This is a genomic window from Flavobacterium sp., assembly GCF_040382755.1.
Lineage (GTDB): Bacteria > Bacteroidota > Bacteroidia > Flavobacteriales > Flavobacteriaceae > Flavobacterium.
Window position 1 is genome coordinate 1 of record NZ_JBEIET010000029.1, and the last position, 21,367, is coordinate 21,367.

The following is a 21,367-nucleotide window of genomic DNA, read 5'->3' on the forward strand; positions in this document are numbered from 1 at the left end:
CACGTTTTTATATTCAACAGGAATAACAGCATTTTTTTTCTTTAAAATATACAAAAATTTCTTTTTAGAATTTGGCCAAGGCGAACTTACTTCCACTACAGAATAATTATCTTTAGTGCTAATTGACAGCCCTTTTGCGTGTTTTATTTCGTTGTTCGAAACTTTTTTTAATGTATTTTCATTATTATTCTTACACTGAATAAAAACAAATAAAAGTAAAATAAAAGCAAATTTTCGAGACCTATACATTGGTGTATTTTTTTACAAAAGTAAAAGATATTTATTTAGTTTGATTTTAATTTTTAATAAATTACTTTTGTGGTCTGATTATGGTTGAAATTCTATAACATAGAAATTCATTAAAAGGGAATCAGGTGAAATACCTGAGCTGTACCCGCAACTGTATGCTACTATAAGTTAGTGTTATCTGCAAATCCACTGTTTCGCTTAAAACGAGATGGGAAGGAAGAAACTAATATGCAAGCCAGGAGACCTGCCACATTCATTGAATATCAAACTTTCGGGAAAAAAGGTTTGGGTATGGGTAATTCTATACTTTTCTCCCATATTGGAAAATTAAAATTGTAAAAATGAAACGTAATTTCATTAAACTATCTGCGTATTTTACGTTGGTAACTTCTTTTGCTATGGCTCAAGAACAAAATCTGTCAAAAACAATCCAAGAGATTGTAATTTCCGACACCAAATTTGCGCAAAGCAAAGAAAAATCAGGAAAAATTATTGAAAAAATTACAGCAAAAGATTTAGAAAACAAAAAAGGCCAATCTTTAGCCAATGTTTTAAGTCAAGTAGCTGGTGTAGAAGTTAATGGGAATCAGTCTGGAACCGGAAAAAATTTAGCATATTATATTCGAGGTGGAAGAAGTCGCCAAGTATTAATTGTAATTGACGGAGTTCCTGTAACAGATGCTTCAGGAATTGGTTTGCAATACGACTTACGTTTGTTACCTGTGGAGCAAATTGAAAGTATAGAAATTATGAAAGGAGCCGCAAGTACTTTATATGGTTCGGGTGCCGCAACAGGATTAATAAATATCACATTAAAGAAAGCGGTAAAAAAAGAAATTGAAGGTACCGCTTATATAAATTTAGGAACACAAAATGTGGCCAATCAAACAAAAACAAGTGCCCAAGATTTTAATCAAGGGTTTTCTGTAAATGGAACAAAAGGTCGTTTTTCGTATTTAACATCATTAAATAGTACCGAAACAAAAGGAATTAGTGAAGCTGCAGGTACAAATTTTGAAGCTGATAATTTTTCAAGAGTAAATATAATGCAAAAAATAGGTATCGATTTTAATTCTAAAATTAATTTTCAAGCTTTTGTTAATTATGACCGATTAAAATCTGCTTTTGATGGCGGAAGTTTTTCAGATGAAGTGGCAAACATTTCTTTTTCAGAACAGTTTAGGGTAGGTTTTACCACGAAATATAAATATGTAAAAGGAGAATTAAATTTTGTAACAGGTTATACAAATTTGGAAAGAAAATACGACACTTACAGCTCTTGGACTTCCAGTGTTGACTATTCGTATTACAAATCCAGAAGTTTGAATGCTGATTTATTTAACAAATATAATTTTTCAAAACAGGTTTTTTTAATACTTGGAACGCAATTTCAGTTTATGGACATGCAGGAAGAAAGCGCTTATGAATCTATCACAAATACTCAAGCCAACTTTAACGTGTTTGATCCTTACGCAACATTAGTTTATTATTCAAATTTTGGACTAAATATTAATGCGGGTGCAAGAATTAACAATCATAATGTATATGGTAATTATACTACTTTTAATTTTAATCCTTCGTTCAACTTTAAAACAATGCCCTTAAAGTTAATTTCTTCTTATAGCACCGCATATATTACGCCATCGTTGTATCAATTGTATTCGCCCTATGGGAATTTAACTTTAAAACCAGAAGAAAATACTACTATTGAAGCGGGTTTTGAAACAAATTTGTTTCAGAATAAAATTACTTTTAATGCGGTTGGTTTTTATAGAGAAGAAGAAAATAGTTACGACTTTTTTACCGATGAAGTCACTTATGAATCGAATTACATTAATAATTCAAGTCAAGTTATTGCAAAAGGTGTTGAAACTAATTTAGGATTAAAACCCGTTTCTTATTTATCAATAAATGGAAATTATACGTTTACACAAGTTGCCGAAGCGCAAAGCAAGTTAATTCCGAAGCATAAAGTAAATGTTTCATTTGATGTAGACTTAACAAAAAAAATGCATTGGAATACACAATATCAATATGTGGAATCCAGAAACGACGCTTTTTTTGATAGTAATACATTTGCTACTGTCAATAGCGTTTTGGCATCGTATCAAATCTTAAATTCGAATATTTCTTATGAGGTTCTATCAAATAGATTATCTGTATTTACGGCTGTTACAAATATTTTAGATAAAGATTTTTATGAAAATATTGGATATTCTGCAAGAGGAAGAAATTTTAAATTAGGAATCAATTTAAAGTTTTAAAATTTTCTAAATCGTAAGATTATGCTGCGTTTTTGTTTTATGTAACAATTTTACTTTAATGTTGTCTAATCTTTGGAATAGATTTTGATATTTAAATTAAAAAATAGTGAGTTATGAAAAAAATTATTGTTTATGTTGCTTTGATGGTTTCGTCATTAGTGTTTTCACAAAATGCTTTTGATAAATTAGAAGATAAAGAAGGTGTAGAAAGCATTGTGGTTTCTAAAAAAATGTTCGATTTAATGAGTAAAGTTAAAGTTGATGCAAAGGACAAAGAAATGCAGCAATATATGAACTTACTTAAAAAATTAGATAATTTACAAGCGTATTACACCTCACAATCAAAATGGAGTGGCGATTTAAATGCTGCAGTGGCATCGTATTTAAAATCGAATCCTTTAGATGCGATTTCGTCCACTACGCAAGATGGAAATGCTATAAAAGTGTACGGAAAAACAGATGCAAACGAAACCAATGTAAAAGAAGTTTTAGTTGTGGTAAACGGTAATTTTAATGGTGTAAAAACATCAATTGTATCTATAAAAGGCGATTTTCCTTTGAGTGAAATTGCATTACTTGTAAAAAAGTTAAATCTTCCAGGAGCCGATATTTTAAGTAAAATTGAAAAAAAATAATCGGATGAAAAAGGTATTTTTACTTGCTATTGCAGTCATTACATTCAGTTGTAAACAAGAAGCTTCTTTACAAAAATACTTTGTGGAAAGTGGCGAAAAAAAGGAATTTATGGCTTTAGACGTTTCCTCTTCTATTTTAAATATTAATAAAAGTAAGTTATCTGCATCAGAAAAAGCGGCATTAGCATCGTTTGATAAAGTAAATATTTTAGCTTTTAAAAAAGACGGAAAAAATAATGCGCAATACTCAAAAGAAATAAAAGAAGTTAAAGAAATTTTGAAAGACACCGTGTATCAACCATTAATAAAATTAAATGGAGTAGGGCAAAACGCCTCTATAATGATAGTGGGCGATAATAAAGAAATTGACGAGTTAATTCTGTTTGGAAACAAAAAAGAATTAGGTTTTACGGTTGTTCGAGTTTTAGGAAACGATATGAAACCAGAAAACGCAATGGAATTTTTAAGTATTCTGCAAAAATCGAATATTGATATGGAGCAATTGAAACCCATATTAAACTTCGTAAATAAGAAATAATGTTTTAAAATATGAAATCCCGATACAAAATAAGTATCGGGATTTTTTTTAGTCTTTAAATTCTAAAATATCTCCGGGTTGACAGTCTAATACTTTACAAATGGCTGATAATGTACTAAAACGAATGGCTTTTGCTTTACCGGTTTTTAGAATGGAAACATTAGCTAATGTTAAATCTATTTTTTCGGAAAGTTCATTTAATGACATCTTTCTTTTGGCCATCATTACGTCTAAATTTACTATAATCGCCATAGGTTAAACCGTTAAATCAATTTCTTCTTGTAATTCAATACCTCTTTTGAAAACATAGGCAAGGACTATCAAAACTACGCCCATAAACAACCAAACATCTGCGCCACCTAATTTTAATAATTGAATACTTGGTAATTTTACACCTTGTTGCGATAACCATTCGGTATAGCTAACGCCATAATTAGAGAAAAATCCAATACCAATAGCTATGTAAGCGACAATCAATATGAATTTTTTCACAATGTGATTAAAAGGTGAAGCTATAGAAAGGTTTTTATTGTGTAGCATTTTCACAATTAAGTAAAATAGTATCGCTTTCAATATTGCAATAATGCTCATAATTGATGTAACAACTATAAAATGACCTTTATCAAATTGATACAAATCCGAAAAATCGATTTGATTCCAAAAAAATCCAGCGCCTATTGGATTGTAAAATGTGGTATAAAATATATTGAAAACAATTCCGCCAGCTTCAACACAAAGACCAATAAAAATAATCCAACACATAATTTTTAATACGTTTAACATTTGCTTGGCACTAATTTTAAATTCCATAAGGTAATAAGATTTAAGTTAATGATGCAAATATCAATAATTATTTATTGATAAACAATAAAAAACGTATTTTTATTTAATTGTAATCTCGTCAATAAATATAAACGCATCACCGCCAAAACCTTGATGCCATTCTGGTAATTTTCCGAAGTTCTTGGCAATAACTTTTACGTAACGTGCTTTTTTGTTATTGGTTTCGTTAGCAGTGAAATTTAAAATCGTATTTTCTTCAATTTTTGGATCTAACGTATTGTTTACCAAACCGAAATAGGTAAAATTCACATTATCCTCTGAAATGTAATACTCCACTTTTGTGGGCATTAAAATCCAGGAACGTTGGTCTTGTAAAAAGCGTGTTGAAATTTCAGTAATACTTTTTATTTCTTGTAAATCCACCACCGCTTCAAAATCCTGACTTTGGTAGCCTTGCCAATCGCCTTTTCGCCAATTTTCAGTACCTAAAATACCATCTAACAACCCTTCAGGACCACCAGCGTGATATTGCGGATTGTATTTGGATTTGATGTTGATGGTATAGTTGTTAGGTTTTTTGAAAAAGGTGGCTGAAATGGTGTCGCTTATTGTCATTCTCATTCCCATATCAGTTTTATATGCATATATTTTTGTGGTTTTATCAATTTCAAAGGGAGTTAAATAAAGATTAAACTCTTTTTGACCTTCAATTTTATAAAAAATTAAATATTTAAAATATTTTTCATTTTCATATTTATCTAACATTGATATTAATAACTTATCTTTAAATGCTTTACTTTCAGATTGAATTATTGGAACAGGGGTGATTTTTTCAGGTAAAGCAAATAATTCTCTTTTGATTATCTCTAATCCAAAAGATGATAAATCCATATTTTTAGTTATTATTTTTGATGTTTTGTTTTCAAAATTGACTTTAATATTTTCAAAATATGGTTCAGTTGTACTCCAAGAAGGTTCAATATTTCCAGGTGAAACATTGTAAATCCCCATCGCACTCAACACATACCAAGCACTCATTTGCCCACAATCTTCGTTGCCAATTAAACCATCGGGAGTATTTTTGTAGAAATTATTTAAAATGTAATGTACTTTTTCTTTCGCTTTTTCTGGTTTTCCCACATAATTGTATAAATACGCCATGTGGTGACTTGGTTCATTACCGTGTGCATATTGCCCAATTAAACCTGTTACATCGACTTGTTCTCTTCCTGTAGTTTTGCTTTCGCTGTTAAACATTTCATCTAACTTGGCTTCAAATTTTTCAGGTCCGCCATACGCTTCAATCATACCAAAAATATTTTGTGGCACGAAAAACGAATACTGCCAAGAATTTCCTTCTGTAAAATTATTATTCACTTCTCTTGGATCAAAAGGTTTGTCCCAACCACCGTTTTTCTTCGGGCGCATAAAACCGGTTTCCCAATCAAAAGTGTTTCTCCAATTTTCAGAACGTTTTGAAAAATGAGCAACTTCATTGCCGTTTTTTATTATCTGAGCCATTTGAGCAATACACCAATCATCATAAGCATATTCCAAAGTTTTTGAAACACTTTCGTGTTCGTCATCCATCGAAATGAAGCCGTTTTTCTTGTAGGCTTCTAAACCTAACACATCGCGCATCGCAGACGCTTTACTGGCTTCAAAGGCCTTTTCGTAATCAAAACCGGTAATGCCTTTCGCCATCGCATCTGCAATTACAGAAACCGAATGATAGCCAATCATACAATCGGTTTCATTTGACGCCAATTCCCAAACGGGTAATCTGCCGCCTTGTTCGTATTGTTTGATGAACGTATTGATGTAATCAGAAGTTCGTTTTTTATCGATTAACGTGTATAACGGATGCGCGCCTCTAAAGGTATCCCAAAGTGAAAAAACCGTATAATAATCAAACCCTTCTGCTCTATGAATTTGGTTGTCTCTTCCTCGGTATTTTCCGTCTAAATCTTGTGCAATATTGGGTTGCATCATCGTGTGATACAATGCCGTATAGAAAATCGCTAACTTATCTTTATCATCTGAAGTAACTTCAATTTTTGATAATTCTTTGTTCCAAAGGGTTTCTGCCTCTTTCTTAACTTTTTCAAAATCCCAATGTTTGATTTCGGAACTATTTAATTTCGCTCCTTCATAACTTGTAGGTGAAAGTGAGACTTTTACGAGGATTTTTTCACCTTTTTTGACTTGTTTAGAGAAACTTAAAGCCAATTCAGTTCCTTTATATATTCCTTCTAACTTAGTGTTTTCCTTGTTTACTTCTTTAACCAGATTGACTTTCAAAGGCACATTAAATTCTATTCGAGCGTAAACATATTGATCTCTTGCCCAGGCTTCACTTCTTCTCAAAATTTCAATGGTTGTTGGATTTACAATTCGGACTTCACCAAATAATAATTTATCACGATGATTTAAATCTAAAATAATATTAGCTTGACCGTCTTTATTAAACGTATATTCATGAAAACCTACACGAGTTGAAGTCGTTAATCGCACATCGATATTGTGTTTATCTAATTTCACGGAGTAAAATCCTGCGAAAGCTTTTTCATTAGCATGCGAGAAAGTAGAAGAATACACTTTATTATCAAACGAAGGTTCACCCATAGTTGGCATCAACATGATATCGCCATAATCTGAAACACCGGTTCCGTTTAAATGTGTATGCGAAAATCCGTAAATCAAATTATCGGAATAATGATAACCGCCACAACCATCCCAACTGCCATCAATTCGTGTATCTGGTGACAATTGCACCATTCCATAAGGCACAGTTGCACCAGGAAATGTGTGTCCGTGTCCGCCGGTTCCAATAAATGGGTTGACGTGTTTGGCGAAATCTTGTGCGAATAATAAAGTGGGAAGTAGTATAAATAAAATTGCTTTCTTCATGATGATATAATATTGTTGATGTAAATTTCAACAAACTATTTGAAAAAAGCAATTTTATAAGAAATTAAATCGGTTAGATGAGGATTATTTACCAATAATACCAATACGATTAATTGTATTTAATTCTGTGGTGTTTTCGTCTTTGATGGTATTTGCTTCAAAGGTGAAGTTTTTATCGTATAATTTTCCGTTAAGAAAATACGTAAGCATGAAATGATTGTTTAATTGCAATACATTATTTTCTAATAATTCTATTTTAATAGCCGTTTCAGGAGCAACTTCATTAAAAGCATGTCGGAAATAACCTGTTTTTCTTTCTTCATTATTCAGTACTCCTGAAGCATTGGAAACTACCATTGCCATTTCTAATTTTTCTGAAGTATCGTTTAATAAGTAGGCATACCAACTATTCTCTCCAAAATCTTCATTCCATTCTTTAATAGCTACTACATATACGTTTTCTACTTCAGGAATAATAATGTCTTTTTTCATATATGTAAAATTTATTTTTTAGCGGTCATATATGGTATCGCCTTTTTATTTATAGGTGTTTGCTTACGCAAACTTGTTGTTAATGGCGATTTCATGAGAAGTTACTGCTTTATTTTATTTTTTTAGATAAAGTAGCCGTGTTTGTAAATATCTTTAAATCTACTTTTGGTTCTCCTAATAAATCAATTTGTGTATTTCCTGATGCTGAAATTTCAATGGTTTTTTGAGCATTCACTGAACAAGAGGTGTACCCTTCTGCAATTAATTCCATATCAACAACGGTGAATTTTTTCGCCACTAAATTTGAGTTGTTATCCAATCTTATTTTTGCAATTTGTGCATCACCTTCAATAACAGCTTGCGATTTTTGGTATAAATCTACCTTAGATTCTGGTGAAGCTATTAATGCTTTTAAATTGGCATCTTTACTTAACTCAACAACAGATTTCTCCGCTTGGACATTTATTTCCGCTTTCGATTTATCTGTTAAGATTAATGTGAAATTGGTAGATTTTACATTTAAAAAAGATTGCGATTTATCAAAGTTTTTAACTGTAATATTTGCTAATGCTATATCTGCAATGGCATTTACTTTACTTTCATGTCGCGCTACAATTGTTTTTAAACTATCATTATAATTTACTCTAATAGCCATTTTTTTCTCGCCAACAGGTTGTTTTAAAGCTGTTAATTTTAGAGTTTTACCTAAAACATTATAACTAATAATGTCATGTAAATTATCATCGGCTTCAATTTCTATTGATGTTTTTTCTCCTTTTACGAAATACACATCCAAAAATTCTTCAATTTCTACATGTTCAAATTCTTCTACTTCTTTCACAGAAATAGTTACAATTTTTGAACCTTTTATTTTTTCTAATTTAGCTTGAGCTGAAGTTAATGAAAAGCTAAACAGAGTAATTACGAAAAGTGTGATTGATTTTATCATTTTATATAAATATTAATTTAAAGTACAAATATATTAAAAAAAATCCCGAATTAGTCGGGATTTGTATGTTATGATATTAGATTTTTAGAGTCAAAAAAGGATGTTAAAAAATACTTTCTATAAATTGAATTACTAATTGTACGGCAATATCAATCATTTTAATTACAAATTGTATCATATTTTTTTAAGGTATATAGGTTAATATATGTTGCAAAATTAAGTATTAATTATGAAATGAATGTTAAAAATTAATTAAATTATTCTATAGTTATTTCGCCACCACTTGTTTCTTTACCTCGGAATTCTCTTGGTTTTTTTACCGATGCTATTGTTCCAGCACTTTCCGCTTTTGCATCTAATTTTACAATGGCATGTACTTTAATATTACTTGCACTTGACGATTCTGCAAATACTTCATTTGACATTAATTCAGCCGCATCAATTGAACTTGCACTTGAAGCATTTGTTTCAAATTTTAAAGATTTGCCTTTTAACTTTATATCACTAGTACTGGAAGCTTCAACAGTTATATTTTCATATTCCACTTCCATATCGATAGTGCTGGCACTTGAGGCAATAATATTTAAATTGTTACCTTTAAATACTTTGTTAGATTTTATTGACGAAGCACTTGAAGATTTAATTTCATTCAATTCTTTTATTTTAACTCGCACAATAAGTTCATTACAAACAATCATATTTTTATCTAAACTTATTTTCAAAACACCATTTGAAATTGTTGTTTTAACATGATTTTGTAAATTAGAATCCGTTTCAACTTCAATGCTGTTGTTTTCGGATTGTTCAATTTCAACAGCTATTGCTTCGCTGGTTTCAATTTTTGTGAAATCCTCGGTTACTTCTCTTTTACTTGTTGTAACCTGTCCATTTCCTTTTTTTTGATTCACAAATTCTTGGCAAGAAAAAAGTGAAATAATCATGAATATATATAATATATTTTTCATTTATGTTATTTTATAGTGATACCATTCTTGTTAATTTTAATGCTTTCAGCATTTTCTTTTTCAACGGTTTTATTTTCTTTTTTTATAAGAATACCATCTTCATTTAATATAATTTCAGAATTTTCTTCTGAATTTGAAATGGTGTCATTTTCAACATCGTTATAGTCGTTTTCATCAATTGGACAATTCATACATAACACTTTATTTTCTGAAACGATATATGTATAAGTATCTGTACTATAATGTAAGTTGAAATAATCATTTTCAGATATGTCAAAGTGTTTGAAGTTTTTATCTACTTTAAAAATAGTGCCTTTTGGTAAATATAAAAACAATTCTACTTCTTGGTCATGTTTTTTATTGGCTAAATCTGTAATCCAATAATTATCTAAAATTAAATTGTTGTTTTCAATTTTTACGTTGTATTTTATTTTTTCAGCAGTTTGTTTGGCTTTTTTAATGCTACTTCCTTCTGCAGATTTTTCAATTTGTAAAAAAGCAATTGGCTCGTTTGTTTCTACTATTTTTATAGATACATTATTTGAAAATATTATTTCTTTATCAGTATCATCATGAATAACTTCAAAATTTTCATAATCGTGATTGTCTTTGCCGTATAAATTATTTGAAATAAATTTAACATTTAAGGTATCAGTTGGTTTTAAATTGATAACTACTTTTTCAATTTCCTTTCCAGTATATGCGTTTTGACTAATTTCTCTTATAGTTAAAAACAACACGGACGCCAAACCGATAATCCAAATGGCTAATAACGAATAATTGATAGTATTTCCAATTGATTTTATTCTTGTAGTAAGTAATTTTAACCCTAAGATTAGTAAGTAAAATAATGGAATTCCTAATACTATAATTAATAACAAACCTTGAATCCAAATAGGTGTTTCAAAACTAAAAGGAGTGTGAATGTGATTGTATAGAAAATTATCTGGCATAGATGAGAAAAACATCATAGCAATTCCTCCAATAATCACACTAATTAATGTCATAGAGGTAAAAAGCACAATAAAACCACCAATTATCTTAGAAATTACATTAAATATTGACGTTACAATTTCACTTATTGTTTTTCCAATTCTTTCGGCGCCATTTTTTGCATTTGTAGCCATTTTATCATGGTCTAAATTTGAGAATTTATCTGAAATTTCGTTAAAACCTTCTTTTACTTTTTTCTCAATATTTGAAATATTTATAGGCTCTCCTTTCATTTCTAATTTTTGAGAAGTGGTAACAGCTTCTGGAATTAATATCCATAATATAATGTACAACACTAACCCTGTACCAAAGCCGAAAAATAAAATTACCATTATGATTCTTAACCATAACGGATCAACACCAAAATAATGTCCTAAACCTGATAAAACACCTCCTAAAAATGAATTTTCTTTATCTCTATATAATTTTTTTGAACTACTTGATGAGGTGTAGTTGGATTGAAAATCATTTTTTGGCGTTTCTTCTTCAATTTTATAATCTTCAGGTTGCCCCATAATCGTTATAATGTCATCTACTTCTTTTAAGCCAATAACTTGTTTAGTAGTGCCTAATTTTTCTGTAAAAAGTTCAGAAATTCTACTTTCAATATCATTTATAATTTCTTCTCTACCATCAGGAGATAATGAACTTCTAACGGCATCAAAATAGTTGCTTAATTTTCTAAAGGCATCTTCGTCAATATGAAAGAAATACCCACCTAAATTTATACTTGTTGTTTTGTTCATAATCTGTTATTTTTTAGTAGTGATAGTGTTTACTGCACCCGAAAGTTCACTCCAAGTGTTGTTTAATTCTTTTAAAAATTCTTTTCCTTCATCAGTTAAGCCATAATACTTTCTTGGTGGCCCCGATGTAGATTCTTCCCAGCGATAGCTTAAAAGATTGTCGTTTTTTAATCTTGTTAATAAAGGATATACGGTGCCCTCTACAACAAGTAATTTAGCGGTTTTTAAAGTGTCCAAAATTTCAGAAGTGTAAGCGTCTTTTTCTTTTAAAACAGATAAGATGCAAAACTCTAAAACACCTTTTCGCATTTGAGCTTTTGTGTTTTCAATATTCATTTGAGCTTGTTTTTTTAATCACGATAAAACGATTTAAAATGGAGTACAGTACTTAGTACATTATTTTCTTATGCAAATATATATCTAAAAACAGATACCTTGTTACACATAGTACTAATAATTAACGTAATTTTAACATTTTATGGTTTTGTCGTTCACAACTATTTTTTTCTTAATTTTACATAAAATATTAATAGATATGGAGTTTACACCTTTTAAATTAAATGCGTTTACCTTTTTTAAATTGCCTTCCGCATTTTGGAGTGGTGTTCGAGTAAAACAAATTACATCCGAAAATTGTAAGGTTTCAGTAAAATATAGTTGGATCAATCAGAATCCGTTTAAATCTATGTATTTTGCCGTGCAAGCGATGGCTGCCGAATTCACTACAGGTGCTTTAGTAATGTTTCATATCAAATCAAGCGGGAAAAATATTTCAATGCTTGTAGCCCAGAATAAAGCTATATTCACAAAAAAGGCTACGGGTAAAATCACGTTTACCTGTACTCAAGGAAAGGAAATTGCCGAATGTATTGAGAAAGCAATACTAACAAATGAAGGACAAACGATTTGGTTAACATCAATAGGAATAAATGAAAATGGCGAGCAAGTTTCAGAAATGCAATTTCAATGGACTATAAAATCAAGAGTTTAATTTTTTTAGACATTTGTTAATCTTAGTTAATGTTTGATGTAAGCGTATAACTAATTGTAAATTTGTATTATAAAAAATATAAATGACAATATTAATAACAGGAGCAACGGGTTTAATAGGAAAAAAAATGGTGTCTTTACTTAAAAAAGACAACCACATTATTCACTATTTATCAACTTCAAAAAGTAAAATAGAACACACGCCAAATTATAAAGGATTTTATTGGAATCCAGGTAAAGGCGAAATTGATCTTGCTGCGTTTGAAGACGTTTCAGTTGTTATACATTTAGCAGGTGCATCAGTTTCAAAAAAGTGGTCAAAAGCTTATAAAAATGAAATAATACAGAGCAGGGTTCAAACTGCTAATTTGCTTTTCAAAACGTTGCAATCTCATCCTAATAAAGTAAAACAGTTTGTTGCCGCGTCTGCTGTAGGAATTTATCCAGATGACTTAACTGCCATTTACAATGAAGACGATTCGAAAATTGATGATTCTTTTTTAGGAGAAGTAACGCAACTTTGGGAAGAAAGCACCAATTTATTTAAATCCTTACCATTATTGGTAACCACTATTAGAATTGGAGTGGTTTTAGCTAAAGAGTCAGGCGCATTAGTTGAAATGACTAAGCCTATAAAATTCGGATTCGGAGCTGCTTTGGCATCTGGAAAACAATATGTGTCTTGGATTCATATTGATGATTTAGTGGCTATTTTTAAATATGTTATAGATAACAATTTAGAAGGTATTTACAATGCAGTTTCGCCATATCCCACAACTAATGAAGAACTAACAAAAGCTATTGCGAAAACCATACATAAACCTTTGTTTTTACCGAATGTGCCAAAATTTATGTTGCGTTTACTTTTAGGAGAAATGCATCAAATTGTAACCAGTAGTCAGCATGTTAGTTCAAGAAAAATATTAGATGCTGGTTTTCAATTTCAACATGCTTTACTGAGCAAATCGTTACAAAACCTTTTGAAATAATACTTTCATTTTTTTCTTTTTTATAAATATGTCCAAAAATAATTTCTTTTGGATTGTATAATTATTGTTTTTGCATACTGACAATGTGTCATAAAATAAAGTATGGCAACACTTTTGCAATCTCAATTTGAAAATAAAATATACAATCATGAGTCAAGAAAATACTGAAAACATCGAAAAAGAGATCCTTCAGGATGAAAATGCTATAGAAAATCAAGATGTTCAAGAAAATAATGAGCCAGAAGTGTCAGTTGAAGATCAATTGCAAGAACAAAAAGATAAATTCATAAGATTATATGCCGAATTTGAAAATTACAAAAAAAGAACTTCGAAAGAACGTATAGACTTATTCAAAACTGCTGGACAAGAAATTTTACAATCGATGTTGCCAGTTTTAGATGATTTCGATAGAGCTTGGGCTCAGGTTTCTCAATCCGATGATGAAGCTTTAGTAAAAGGTGTAGAATTAATTCACGAAAAATTAAAATCAACATTAGTTTCAAAAGGTTTAGAAGTAGTTGAAATTAAAGCAGGTGATGCATTCGATGCGGATTTCGCAGAAGCTATCACACAAATTCCAGCTCCAACACCTAAATTAAAGGGAAAAATTGTTGACGTAATCGAAAAAGGGTACAAATTGGGTGATAAAATTATCCGTTTTCCAAAAGTAATTTTAGGTAACTAATATTTCTATAATCATTCTTTTTGAATGTATTAATAAAATAAAATGAAAAAAGATTTTTACGAAGTTTTAGGGATTAGCAAAAATGCTTCTCCTGAAGAAATTAAAAAAGCATACCGAAAAAAAGCCATTCAATATCATCCAGATAAAAACCCTGGAGATGCTGCTGCAGAAGAAAGTTTTAAAACTTGTGCCGAAGCATATGAAGTGTTAAGTGACGCAAACAAAAAAGCGAAATACGACCAATACGGGCATCAAGCCTTTGATGGAAATGGTGGATTTGGTGGCGGACACGGCGGTATGAATATGGACGATATCTTTAGTCAATTTGGAGATATTTTTGGTGGCGGTTTTGGTGGTTTTGGCGGAGGCGGAGGAGGAGGCCAACGTCGAATGAAAGGAAGTAATTTACGTATTAAAGTCAAATTGACTTTAGAGGAAATTGCCAATGGTGTTGAGAAAAAAGTAAAAGTAAAAAGAAAAGTTCAAGCTGCTGGTGTAACTTACAGAACCTGTTCTACTTGTAACGGACAAGGTCAAGTAATGCGAGTTACAAATACTATTTTAGGTCGTATGCAAACTGCTGCTACGTGTCCTAATTGTGGTGGAGCTGGTCAAATGATAGATAGTAAACCAGCCAATGCAGATAGTCAAGGTTTTATTACTGATGATGATACGGTTTCAATTAAAATTCCTGCAGGTGTAGTTGATGGTATGCAATTAAAAGTTGCTGGTAAAGGAAATGATGCACCTGGAAAAAATAGTATTCCTGGAGATTTAATCGTAGCCATTGAAGAAATTGAGCATGAGTTTTTAAAACGTGAAGGCGAAAATTTACATTACGATTTATATATCAGTTTTCCAGAAGCGGCTTTAGGAATTTCAAAAGAAATTGAAACGGTTTCAGGAAAAGTTCGTATTAAGTTAGAAGAAGGCATTCAATCAGGTAAAATTCTTCGTTTGAAAGGAAAAGGAATTCCAAGTTTAAATAGTTACGGAAATGGTGACTTGCTCGTTCACGTAAATGTGTGGACACCAAAAACCTTGAATAAAGAACAAAAACAATTTTTTGAAAGTATGATTTCGGATGAAAATTTTGTCCCTAAGCCTGAAAAATCAGATAAATCGTTTTTTGAAAAAGTAAAAGATATGTTTTCGTAATTGAAAAAATAAATACATTTTAAAAATCTCAATCTAATCTGATTGGGATTTTTTTTTGTCCTAAATTTTAAAGTATGCTATTTATGAAAAAAAGCTAATTATTTTTTAAAAAGATGTAACAAAATCCCTATATTACACACTAATTCAGAAAAGAAATACGGCAAATGAATACTATTTTAGAAGTTAAAAACGTAGTGAAACAATATGGCGATTATACCGCTTTAAATTCCGTTTCATTAAGTGTTCCTGAAGGAAGCATATATGGTTTATTAGGTCCAAATGGTGCTGGAAAAACCTCGTTAATTCGTATCATTAATCAAATTACTTTGCCAGATGCTGGTGAAATAATTTTAAATGGCGAAAAACTAAATCCCAATCACATTTCAATAATTGGTTATATGCCAGAAGAACGTGGTTTGTACAAATCTATGAAAGTAGGGGAGCAATGTTTGTATTTGGCTCAACTAAAAGGTATGAGCAAACAAGAAGCCAAAAAACAATTAAAATATTGGTTCGAAAAGTTTGAAATAGAAACGTGGTGGGATAAAAAGCTACAAGAACTTTCTAAAGGAATGGCTCAAAAAGTGCAATTTATTGTAACGGTACTTCATAATCCAAAATTATTAATATTAGACGAACCTTTTTCTGGATTTGATCCTGTGAATGCCAATTTAATTAAGGATGAAATTATAGAATTAAATAAAAAAGGAACATCCATTATTTTTTCAACGCATCGAATGGAAAGTGTAGAAGAAATGTGCGATTACATTGCGTTAATTCATAAATCAAACAAATTAATTGAAGGAAAACTTGAAGATGTAAAACGAAAATTTAGAACAAATACATTTCAAGTTGGCGTTATGACACAAAATGTAGAAGCATTAATGTATCAATTAACTCAAAAGTTTACTATCGGACAAACCGATTTCAAATCGTTAAACGATGATTTAAAATTGGAAGTTCAATTAGGAAATCATTCTTCAAATGAATTATTATCTATTTTATCTCAAAACGGACAAGTAACCCATTTTGCTGAGAAAATTCCAAGTGTAAACGATATTTTTATTCAAACAGTAACAGAATAGATATTTTAGATTATTAGAATTTTAGAAGGTTAGATTTTCTGAAATTTTAATGAAATAAATGTCAAAAAGCTAAAAATCTAAGAAGTCTAATCTTCTAAAAATCTAAAACATAATGAACAAATTATTATTAATCGTACAAAGAGAATTTATTGCCAAAGTGCGCAACAAATCTTTTATAGTGATGACTTTTTTAAGTCCGCTAATTTTCTTAGGAATGTCTTTTTTAATTGGTTATTTATCAAGTATCAATAAAGATGAGGCTACTAAAATTGCCATTTACGATGAAGGAAATATATTAAAAAGTAGTTTAAAATCTGACAAAGAAACTGCTTTTACTGATTTGTCTTCGATGCCATTTAAAGTGGCAAAAGATACAGCAAGTAAAAGCTATGAAGGACTTTTGTTTATTCCAAAAACGGCAACCATTCAAGATTTAAAGACTAAAGTTGAATATATTTCAGATGAAAGTGCCAGTGCAGAATTTATCTCAAATATTGAATATGTTGTGGATTCTATTTTGACTCAAGATAATTTCAAAACTAATAATTTAGATATTTCTAAAATTGAAAAGGCTAAAGTGGAATCGACTTTGCAATTAAGTAAATATTCAGGTGATGCCAGTTTAAAAGGAATTAATGAAATTAAAATTGGATTGGGTTTTCTTTTTGGCTACTTAATTATGATGTTTATTATTATTTACGGAAACTTTGTGATGCGAAGTGTGATTGAAGAAAAAACCAATCGAATTATAGAAATTGTCATTTCATCTGTAAAACCATTTCAGTTAATGATGGGGAAAATCATTGGAAATTCTTTAGCAGGAATTTTGCAATTTACCATTTGGGCTATTGTTGGAACTTCTATTTTCTTTATTGTTTCTACCTTTTTTGGTGCAGAAACAGCTGCAAGTGCTAATCCGCAAGCAGTGAAATTAGCCACTGAAAACAGCGGATTAATGGCGAAGTTACCTTTATATTTAGATGAATTAGGAAATTTACCAATTGCTACAATTATCATTTCGTTTATATTTTATTTCATTGGTGGTTATTTCTTATATAGTTCTTTATACGCTGCCATTGGTGCCGCTGTTGATAATGAAACCGATTCGCAACAATTTTTATTGCCTATTATTATGCCTTTAATGTTAGGTGTATATATTGGGTTTTTTACGGTTGCCAACGATCCTCACGGAAATATTGCAACGATTTTCTCTATGATTCCGTTTACATCGCCAATTGTTATGCTAATGCGTATTCCGTTTGGCGTGCCTACTTGGCAAATTATTGTATCTTTAGTGTTATTATTTGCTACATTTGTTGGAGTAGTTTGGTTTGCGAGCAAAATTTATCGTGTAGGAATTTTAATGTACGGCAAAAAACCAACTTGGAAAGAATTATATAGATGGTTGAAATATTAAAAGGAGAAATTTTGTTTAAAATATTTTGTATTTTATTTATAATTACAACGGCTTATTTATCTAATAAATCATTCAGAATTTATAAATATTCAAATCCAACAGAAAGAAGATTGAAAGAGAATATTTTTAGGAAGAGAACTAATTTTGTTCTGTTTATTTTAATTATGCTGATTGTTATGTTATTAGCATATAGATTATTTATAGTAGTTTATTTTGAATATGTTTTTTTAATATTTTCATTTTTCTTGATAACTTTTGATATTGCAGATTCAATTAATAAAATAGATGTTTTAAAGAAAAATAATTTTTCATTATCATATATTGATGATTTCAGGTTGTATTCTAAGTATAATTCAATTTGTTCTATTTTATTTTTCGTACTGTTTTGTTTAGGAATAATATTTGATAAATTTTAATAGGAAATAAATAGTATACTTATGTTAGTTTTAACGATTAAACAAATAAACAACTAAACAAAATACATTTTATGTCAAAAATCCTAATCATAGAAGACGAAGCGCCAATACGTCGCGTGTTAACTAAAATTTTATCGGAAGAAAATGATACCTATTTGGTGCAAGAAGCTGAAGACGGTTTACAAGGAATTGAATTGGTAAAAAACGAAGATTTCGATTTGATTTTGTGCGATATTAAAATGCCAAAAATGGATGGCGTTGAGGTGTTGGAAGCCATAAAAAAAATAAAACCTGAAATTCCAATGGTTATGATTTCTGGTCACGGCGATTTGGAAACTGCCATTCAAACGATGCGTTTAGGCGCTTTTGATTATATTTCAAAACCACCTGATTTGAATCGTTTGTTAAATACTGTTAGAAATGCTTTAGATAAAAAGCAATTGGTTGTGGAAAATAAAATTCTCAAGAAAAAAGTTTCTAAAAACTACGAAATGATTGGTGAGAGTGACGCCATTTCTCATATTAAAACGATGATTGATAAAGTTGCTCAAACCGACGCAAGAGTTTTAATTACAGGTCCAAACGGAACAGGTAAAGAGTTAGTAGCACATCAATTACACGAAAAAAGTAATCGTGCACAACAAGCCATTATTGAGGTAAATTGTGCTGCTATTCCTTCAGAACTAATTGAAAGTGAGTTATTCGGACACGTAAAAGGCGCATTTACATCTGCAGTAAAAGACAGAGCTGGAAAATTTGAAGCAGCAAACGGCGGCACTATTTTCTTAGATGAAATTGGCGATATGAGTTTGTCGGCGCAAGCTAAAGTTTTACGCGCTTTGCAAGAAAATCTTATTCAAAGAGTAGGTGCAGATAAAGATATAAAAGTAGATGTTCGTGTGATTGCCGCAACTAATAAAGATTTGAAAACAGAAATAGCCGAAGGACGTTTTAGAGAAGATTTGTACCACAGATTGGCAGTAATTTTAATAAAAGTTCCAGCATTAAATGAAAGACGTGAGGATATTCCTATGTTGATAGCCCATTTCGCATTGAAAATTTCTGAAGAACAAGGTAGTTCGGTAAAAATATTTTCTAAACAAGCTGTGAAATTATTACAAGAATACGATTGGACGGGAAATATTCGTGAATTAAGAAATGTAGTAGAACGTTTAATTATCCTTGGAGGAAACGAAATCTCTGAAAATGATGTAACTTTGTTCGCTTCTAAATAAAATCAGCCAATAGCTTAATGTTTACGGCAAAACGCTAAATAAAATGCAATTAAAAAAAATAAACCCACTTTTACAGGAAGCATTAATCGAAAACGGTTTAACCGAAGCGAATGAAATGCAACAAGAAACGTTTTCAACTATCAAAAGTGGTGCGGATGCTGTAATTCAATCTGATAAAAAATCAGGAAAATCAACAACAATTGTATTAAATGTGATTCAACGATTGGAAAAACCATTTATGGAATCGCCCAGAGCTTTAATTGTTGTGGAAACAAAAGAGAAAGTTTTGGAAATGGTTGAAATGTTTAAAAAATACAATCGATACACGCAATTACGAGTTTACGGCGCACACGATAAAGGCGATATGGATTGGGATAAAAATCAAATTTCATTAGGTGTTGATGTTTTAATTGGAACGCCAAATCGCTTAGATTTAATGTTTGCTACTGCAGGTTTTGATGTAAATAGATTGCTTATGTTTGTGGTTGATGACGCCGATATTTTATTTAAACTTCGATTAGATGCCAAAACAAATCGAATGTCAGAAAGCATTTCTAAATCACAACGATTGATTTTTTGTAATAAAATTTCAGATCGAGTAGAAGCGGTTGCCGATAGAACTATGATTGAACCTTTGTTTTTTGAGATGTAAGGCTAAATCTTATTTTGAAGAAATAATTTAAACTCAAATATATTTTGAGTTTTTTTATCTTTAATTTTTTAATATCGGTAAAAATATATTTTAATATATAACGATATTAAAAAAATAATAATACCTTTGTGGCAAATAATATTATATGTGGGATATTGACTTAAAATACAGAGAAACTTACGAAACTACTTTTACAAGATTAGTAGAAAAACGGGATGCCTTAAATTTAGCTAGGCCTTTAAACTCGTACTCGTTACAAAAAATTCAGGATGCTTTTACTGTAGAATGGACTTATAATTCTAATAGTATTGAAGGAAATACCTTGTCTTTAAATGAAACCCATATGATTATAAATGAAGGATTTACTATCAAAGGGAAATCTATGCGTGAACATTTAGAAGCTAAAAACCACCAGCTGGCATTACATCAATTATATAAATTAGTTCAAGAAGGGTATGTATTAAATGATTCAGATATTCTTAAACTTCACGAATTGGTTTTACATGGAATTGAAGAAGATTTTGCTGGAAGGCTACGTACTTCTGGTGTTCGTGTTTCTGGAGCTAATTTTATTCCGCCTAATGCACTTAAAGTATCTCAGTTTTTAGATGAATTAATTGCATTTGTTAATGATAATCCTTTACAATTAAATGATATTGAATTGGTAACTATTTTTCATCATAAATTTGTTTGGATTCATCCTTTTTTTGATGGAAATGGAAGAACGGTTCGTTTGGTAATGAATTTAATTTTAATGAGTAAAGGATTTCCTCCAGCTATTATTTTAAGCCTAGATAGGAAAAAGTATTATGATGCATTAAATCAAGCTAATGCTGGAAATTATGATAAACTAATGCTACTAATGTGTCAATCAATTGAGCGATCTTTAAATATATATTTGTCTGCCATTCCAAATAATGATTTAGAATATGATTCTATTTCAAATATTGTTAGTGAGCCAGGAACTCCTTACGGCATGGAATATGTAAGTTTATTAGCGCGTCAGGGAAAAATTGATGCTTACAAAGAAGGAAAAAACTGGTATACTTCTAAAAAAGCAATCGAAGATTATATGCAAAATAGACAACGTAAAAGAATTGTTTAATTAAAAAAAATCCTCAATTAGAAGTAATTGAGGATTTTTTTATAATTATGATTTACTTTCTTTGTTAAAATAAACCAAGTAATAATACATTTGCTTTTCTTCATCCCAACC

The 21,367-nt window shown here is 30.3% G+C and carries 21 protein-coding genes, 1 pseudogene and 1 riboswitch; of the genes and pseudogenes, 13 read left to right on the plus strand and 9 right to left on the minus strand.

The annotated features are described in order from the left end of the window. Positions 1 to 249 (minus strand): annotated as a pseudogene (locus ABWO04_RS04620) (ABC transporter substrate-binding protein); the annotation flags it as partial. Positions 250 to 313: 64 nt separating this feature from the next. Continuing rightward, positions 314 to 515: riboswitch (cobalamin riboswitch) on the plus strand. A 75-nt stretch (positions 516 to 590) separates the two neighbouring features. On the opposite strand from ABWO04_RS04620, the gene ABWO04_RS04625 reads away from it, so the two are divergent. The 3 genes from ABWO04_RS04625 (at position 591) to ABWO04_RS04635 (ending at position 3,686) form a co-directional block, all read left to right on the plus strand. Next, the gene (locus ABWO04_RS04625; protein ID WP_353077755.1) at positions 591 to 2,513 is read left to right on the plus strand and encodes a TonB-dependent receptor plug domain-containing protein; all 1,923 of its coding nucleotides are present in this window, start codon (positions 591 to 593) and stop codon (positions 2,511 to 2,513) included. 113 nt (positions 2,514 to 2,626) lie between these two features. Continuing rightward, on the plus strand, positions 2,627 to 3,148 hold the full coding sequence (locus ABWO04_RS04630) for a GFO_1090 family protein (protein WP_353077757.1): 522 nt from the start codon (positions 2,627 to 2,629) through the stop codon (positions 3,146 to 3,148). 4 nt (positions 3,149 to 3,152) lie between these two features. Beyond that, positions 3,153 to 3,686: a GFO_1091 family lipoprotein gene (locus ABWO04_RS04635; protein WP_353077759.1), complete on the plus strand. Its 534-nt coding sequence runs from the start codon at positions 3,153 to 3,155 to the stop codon at positions 3,684 to 3,686. Between the two features lie 48 nt (positions 3,687 to 3,734). Here the strand turns inward: ABWO04_RS04635 and ABWO04_RS04640 are convergent, their stop codons facing one another. The 8 genes from ABWO04_RS04640 to ABWO04_RS04675 all read right to left on the minus strand — a co-directional run bounded on the left by ABWO04_RS04640 (position 3,735) and on the right by ABWO04_RS04675 (position 11,860). Further along, complete coding sequence (locus tag ABWO04_RS04640) at positions 3,735 to 3,938, minus strand: helix-turn-helix domain-containing protein (protein WP_353077761.1); 204 nt, start codon at positions 3,936 to 3,938, stop codon at positions 3,735 to 3,737. 3 nt (positions 3,939 to 3,941) lie between these two features. Then, a complete protein-coding gene (locus tag ABWO04_RS04645) occupies positions 3,942 to 4,496 on the minus strand; it encodes a DUF2975 domain-containing protein (RefSeq protein WP_353077763.1) in 555 nt (184 codons plus the stop codon). A gap of 72 nt (positions 4,497 to 4,568) precedes the next feature. Next, positions 4,569 to 7,379 (minus strand): GH92 family glycosyl hydrolase, encoded by a 2,811-nt coding sequence (locus tag ABWO04_RS04650; protein WP_353077765.1) that lies wholly within the window; start codon positions 7,377 to 7,379, stop codon positions 4,569 to 4,571. 84 nt (positions 7,380 to 7,463) lie between these two features. Further along, a complete protein-coding gene (locus tag ABWO04_RS04655) occupies positions 7,464 to 7,871 on the minus strand; it encodes a hypothetical protein (protein ID WP_353077767.1) in 408 nt (135 codons plus the stop codon). A gap of 109 nt (positions 7,872 to 7,980) precedes the next feature. After that, on the minus strand, positions 7,981 to 8,820 hold the full coding sequence (locus ABWO04_RS04660; protein WP_353077770.1) for a GIN domain-containing protein: 840 nt from the start codon (positions 8,818 to 8,820) through the stop codon (positions 7,981 to 7,983). Positions 8,821 to 9,077: 257 nt separating this feature from the next. Next, positions 9,078 to 9,785 (minus strand): head GIN domain-containing protein, encoded by a 708-nt coding sequence (locus tag ABWO04_RS04665; RefSeq protein ID WP_353077772.1) that lies wholly within the window; start codon positions 9,783 to 9,785, stop codon positions 9,078 to 9,080. A 5-nt stretch (positions 9,786 to 9,790) separates the two neighbouring features. After that, positions 9,791 to 11,524 carry a PspC domain-containing protein gene (locus ABWO04_RS04670; RefSeq protein ID WP_353077774.1) on the minus strand — a complete coding sequence of 578 codons (1,734 nt, stop codon included), beginning with the start codon at positions 11,522 to 11,524 and terminating at the stop codon, positions 9,791 to 9,793. A 6-nt stretch (positions 11,525 to 11,530) separates the two neighbouring features. After that, positions 11,531 to 11,860, minus strand: a complete 330-nt coding sequence (locus ABWO04_RS04675; RefSeq protein ID WP_353077776.1) for a PadR family transcriptional regulator — start codon at positions 11,858 to 11,860, stop codon at positions 11,531 to 11,533. A 199-nt stretch (positions 11,861 to 12,059) separates the two neighbouring features. Between ABWO04_RS04675 and ABWO04_RS04680 the strand changes: the two genes are divergently transcribed. The 10 genes from ABWO04_RS04680 (at position 12,060) to ABWO04_RS04725 (ending at position 21,256) form a co-directional block, all read left to right on the plus strand. Further along, on the plus strand, positions 12,060 to 12,515 hold the full coding sequence (locus ABWO04_RS04680) for a DUF4442 domain-containing protein (protein ID WP_353077778.1): 456 nt from the start codon (positions 12,060 to 12,062) through the stop codon (positions 12,513 to 12,515). Between the two features lie 82 nt (positions 12,516 to 12,597). Further along, on the plus strand, positions 12,598 to 13,503 hold the full coding sequence (locus ABWO04_RS04685) for a TIGR01777 family oxidoreductase (protein WP_353077780.1): 906 nt from the start codon (positions 12,598 to 12,600) through the stop codon (positions 13,501 to 13,503). Positions 13,504 to 13,651: 148 nt separating this feature from the next. Next, complete coding sequence (locus ABWO04_RS04690) at positions 13,652 to 14,188, plus strand: nucleotide exchange factor GrpE (RefSeq protein ID WP_353077782.1); 537 nt, start codon at positions 13,652 to 13,654, stop codon at positions 14,186 to 14,188. A 42-nt stretch (positions 14,189 to 14,230) separates the two neighbouring features. Beyond that, the gene (gene dnaJ, locus ABWO04_RS04695; RefSeq protein WP_353077784.1) at positions 14,231 to 15,346 is read left to right on the plus strand and encodes a molecular chaperone DnaJ; all 1,116 of its coding nucleotides are present in this window, start codon (positions 14,231 to 14,233) and stop codon (positions 15,344 to 15,346) included. A 164-nt stretch (positions 15,347 to 15,510) separates the two neighbouring features. Then, positions 15,511 to 16,431, plus strand: a complete 921-nt coding sequence (locus ABWO04_RS04700) for an ABC transporter ATP-binding protein (RefSeq protein WP_353077786.1) — start codon at positions 15,511 to 15,513, stop codon at positions 16,429 to 16,431. Between the two features lie 112 nt (positions 16,432 to 16,543). Next, a complete protein-coding gene (locus ABWO04_RS04705; protein WP_353077788.1) occupies positions 16,544 to 17,848 on the plus strand; it encodes an ABC transporter permease in 1,305 nt (434 codons plus the stop codon). Next, positions 17,833 to 18,264 carry a hypothetical protein gene (locus ABWO04_RS04710; RefSeq protein WP_353077790.1) on the plus strand — a complete coding sequence of 144 codons (432 nt, stop codon included), beginning with the start codon at positions 17,833 to 17,835 and terminating at the stop codon, positions 18,262 to 18,264. The genes ABWO04_RS04705 and ABWO04_RS04710 overlap by 16 nt, the downstream gene beginning before the upstream one ends. 71 nt (positions 18,265 to 18,335) lie before the next feature. Beyond that, complete coding sequence (locus ABWO04_RS04715; RefSeq protein WP_353077791.1) at positions 18,336 to 19,499, plus strand: sigma-54-dependent transcriptional regulator; 1,164 nt, start codon at positions 18,336 to 18,338, stop codon at positions 19,497 to 19,499. A gap of 43 nt (positions 19,500 to 19,542) precedes the next feature. Beyond that, positions 19,543 to 20,151 (plus strand): DEAD/DEAH box helicase, encoded by a 609-nt coding sequence (locus ABWO04_RS04720; RefSeq protein ID WP_353077793.1) that lies wholly within the window; start codon positions 19,543 to 19,545, stop codon positions 20,149 to 20,151. A gap of 145 nt (positions 20,152 to 20,296) precedes the next feature. Beyond that, on the plus strand, positions 20,297 to 21,256 hold the full coding sequence (locus tag ABWO04_RS04725) for a Fic family protein (RefSeq protein ID WP_353077795.1): 960 nt from the start codon (positions 20,297 to 20,299) through the stop codon (positions 21,254 to 21,256). Positions 21,257 to 21,367: the final 111 nt, after the last annotated feature.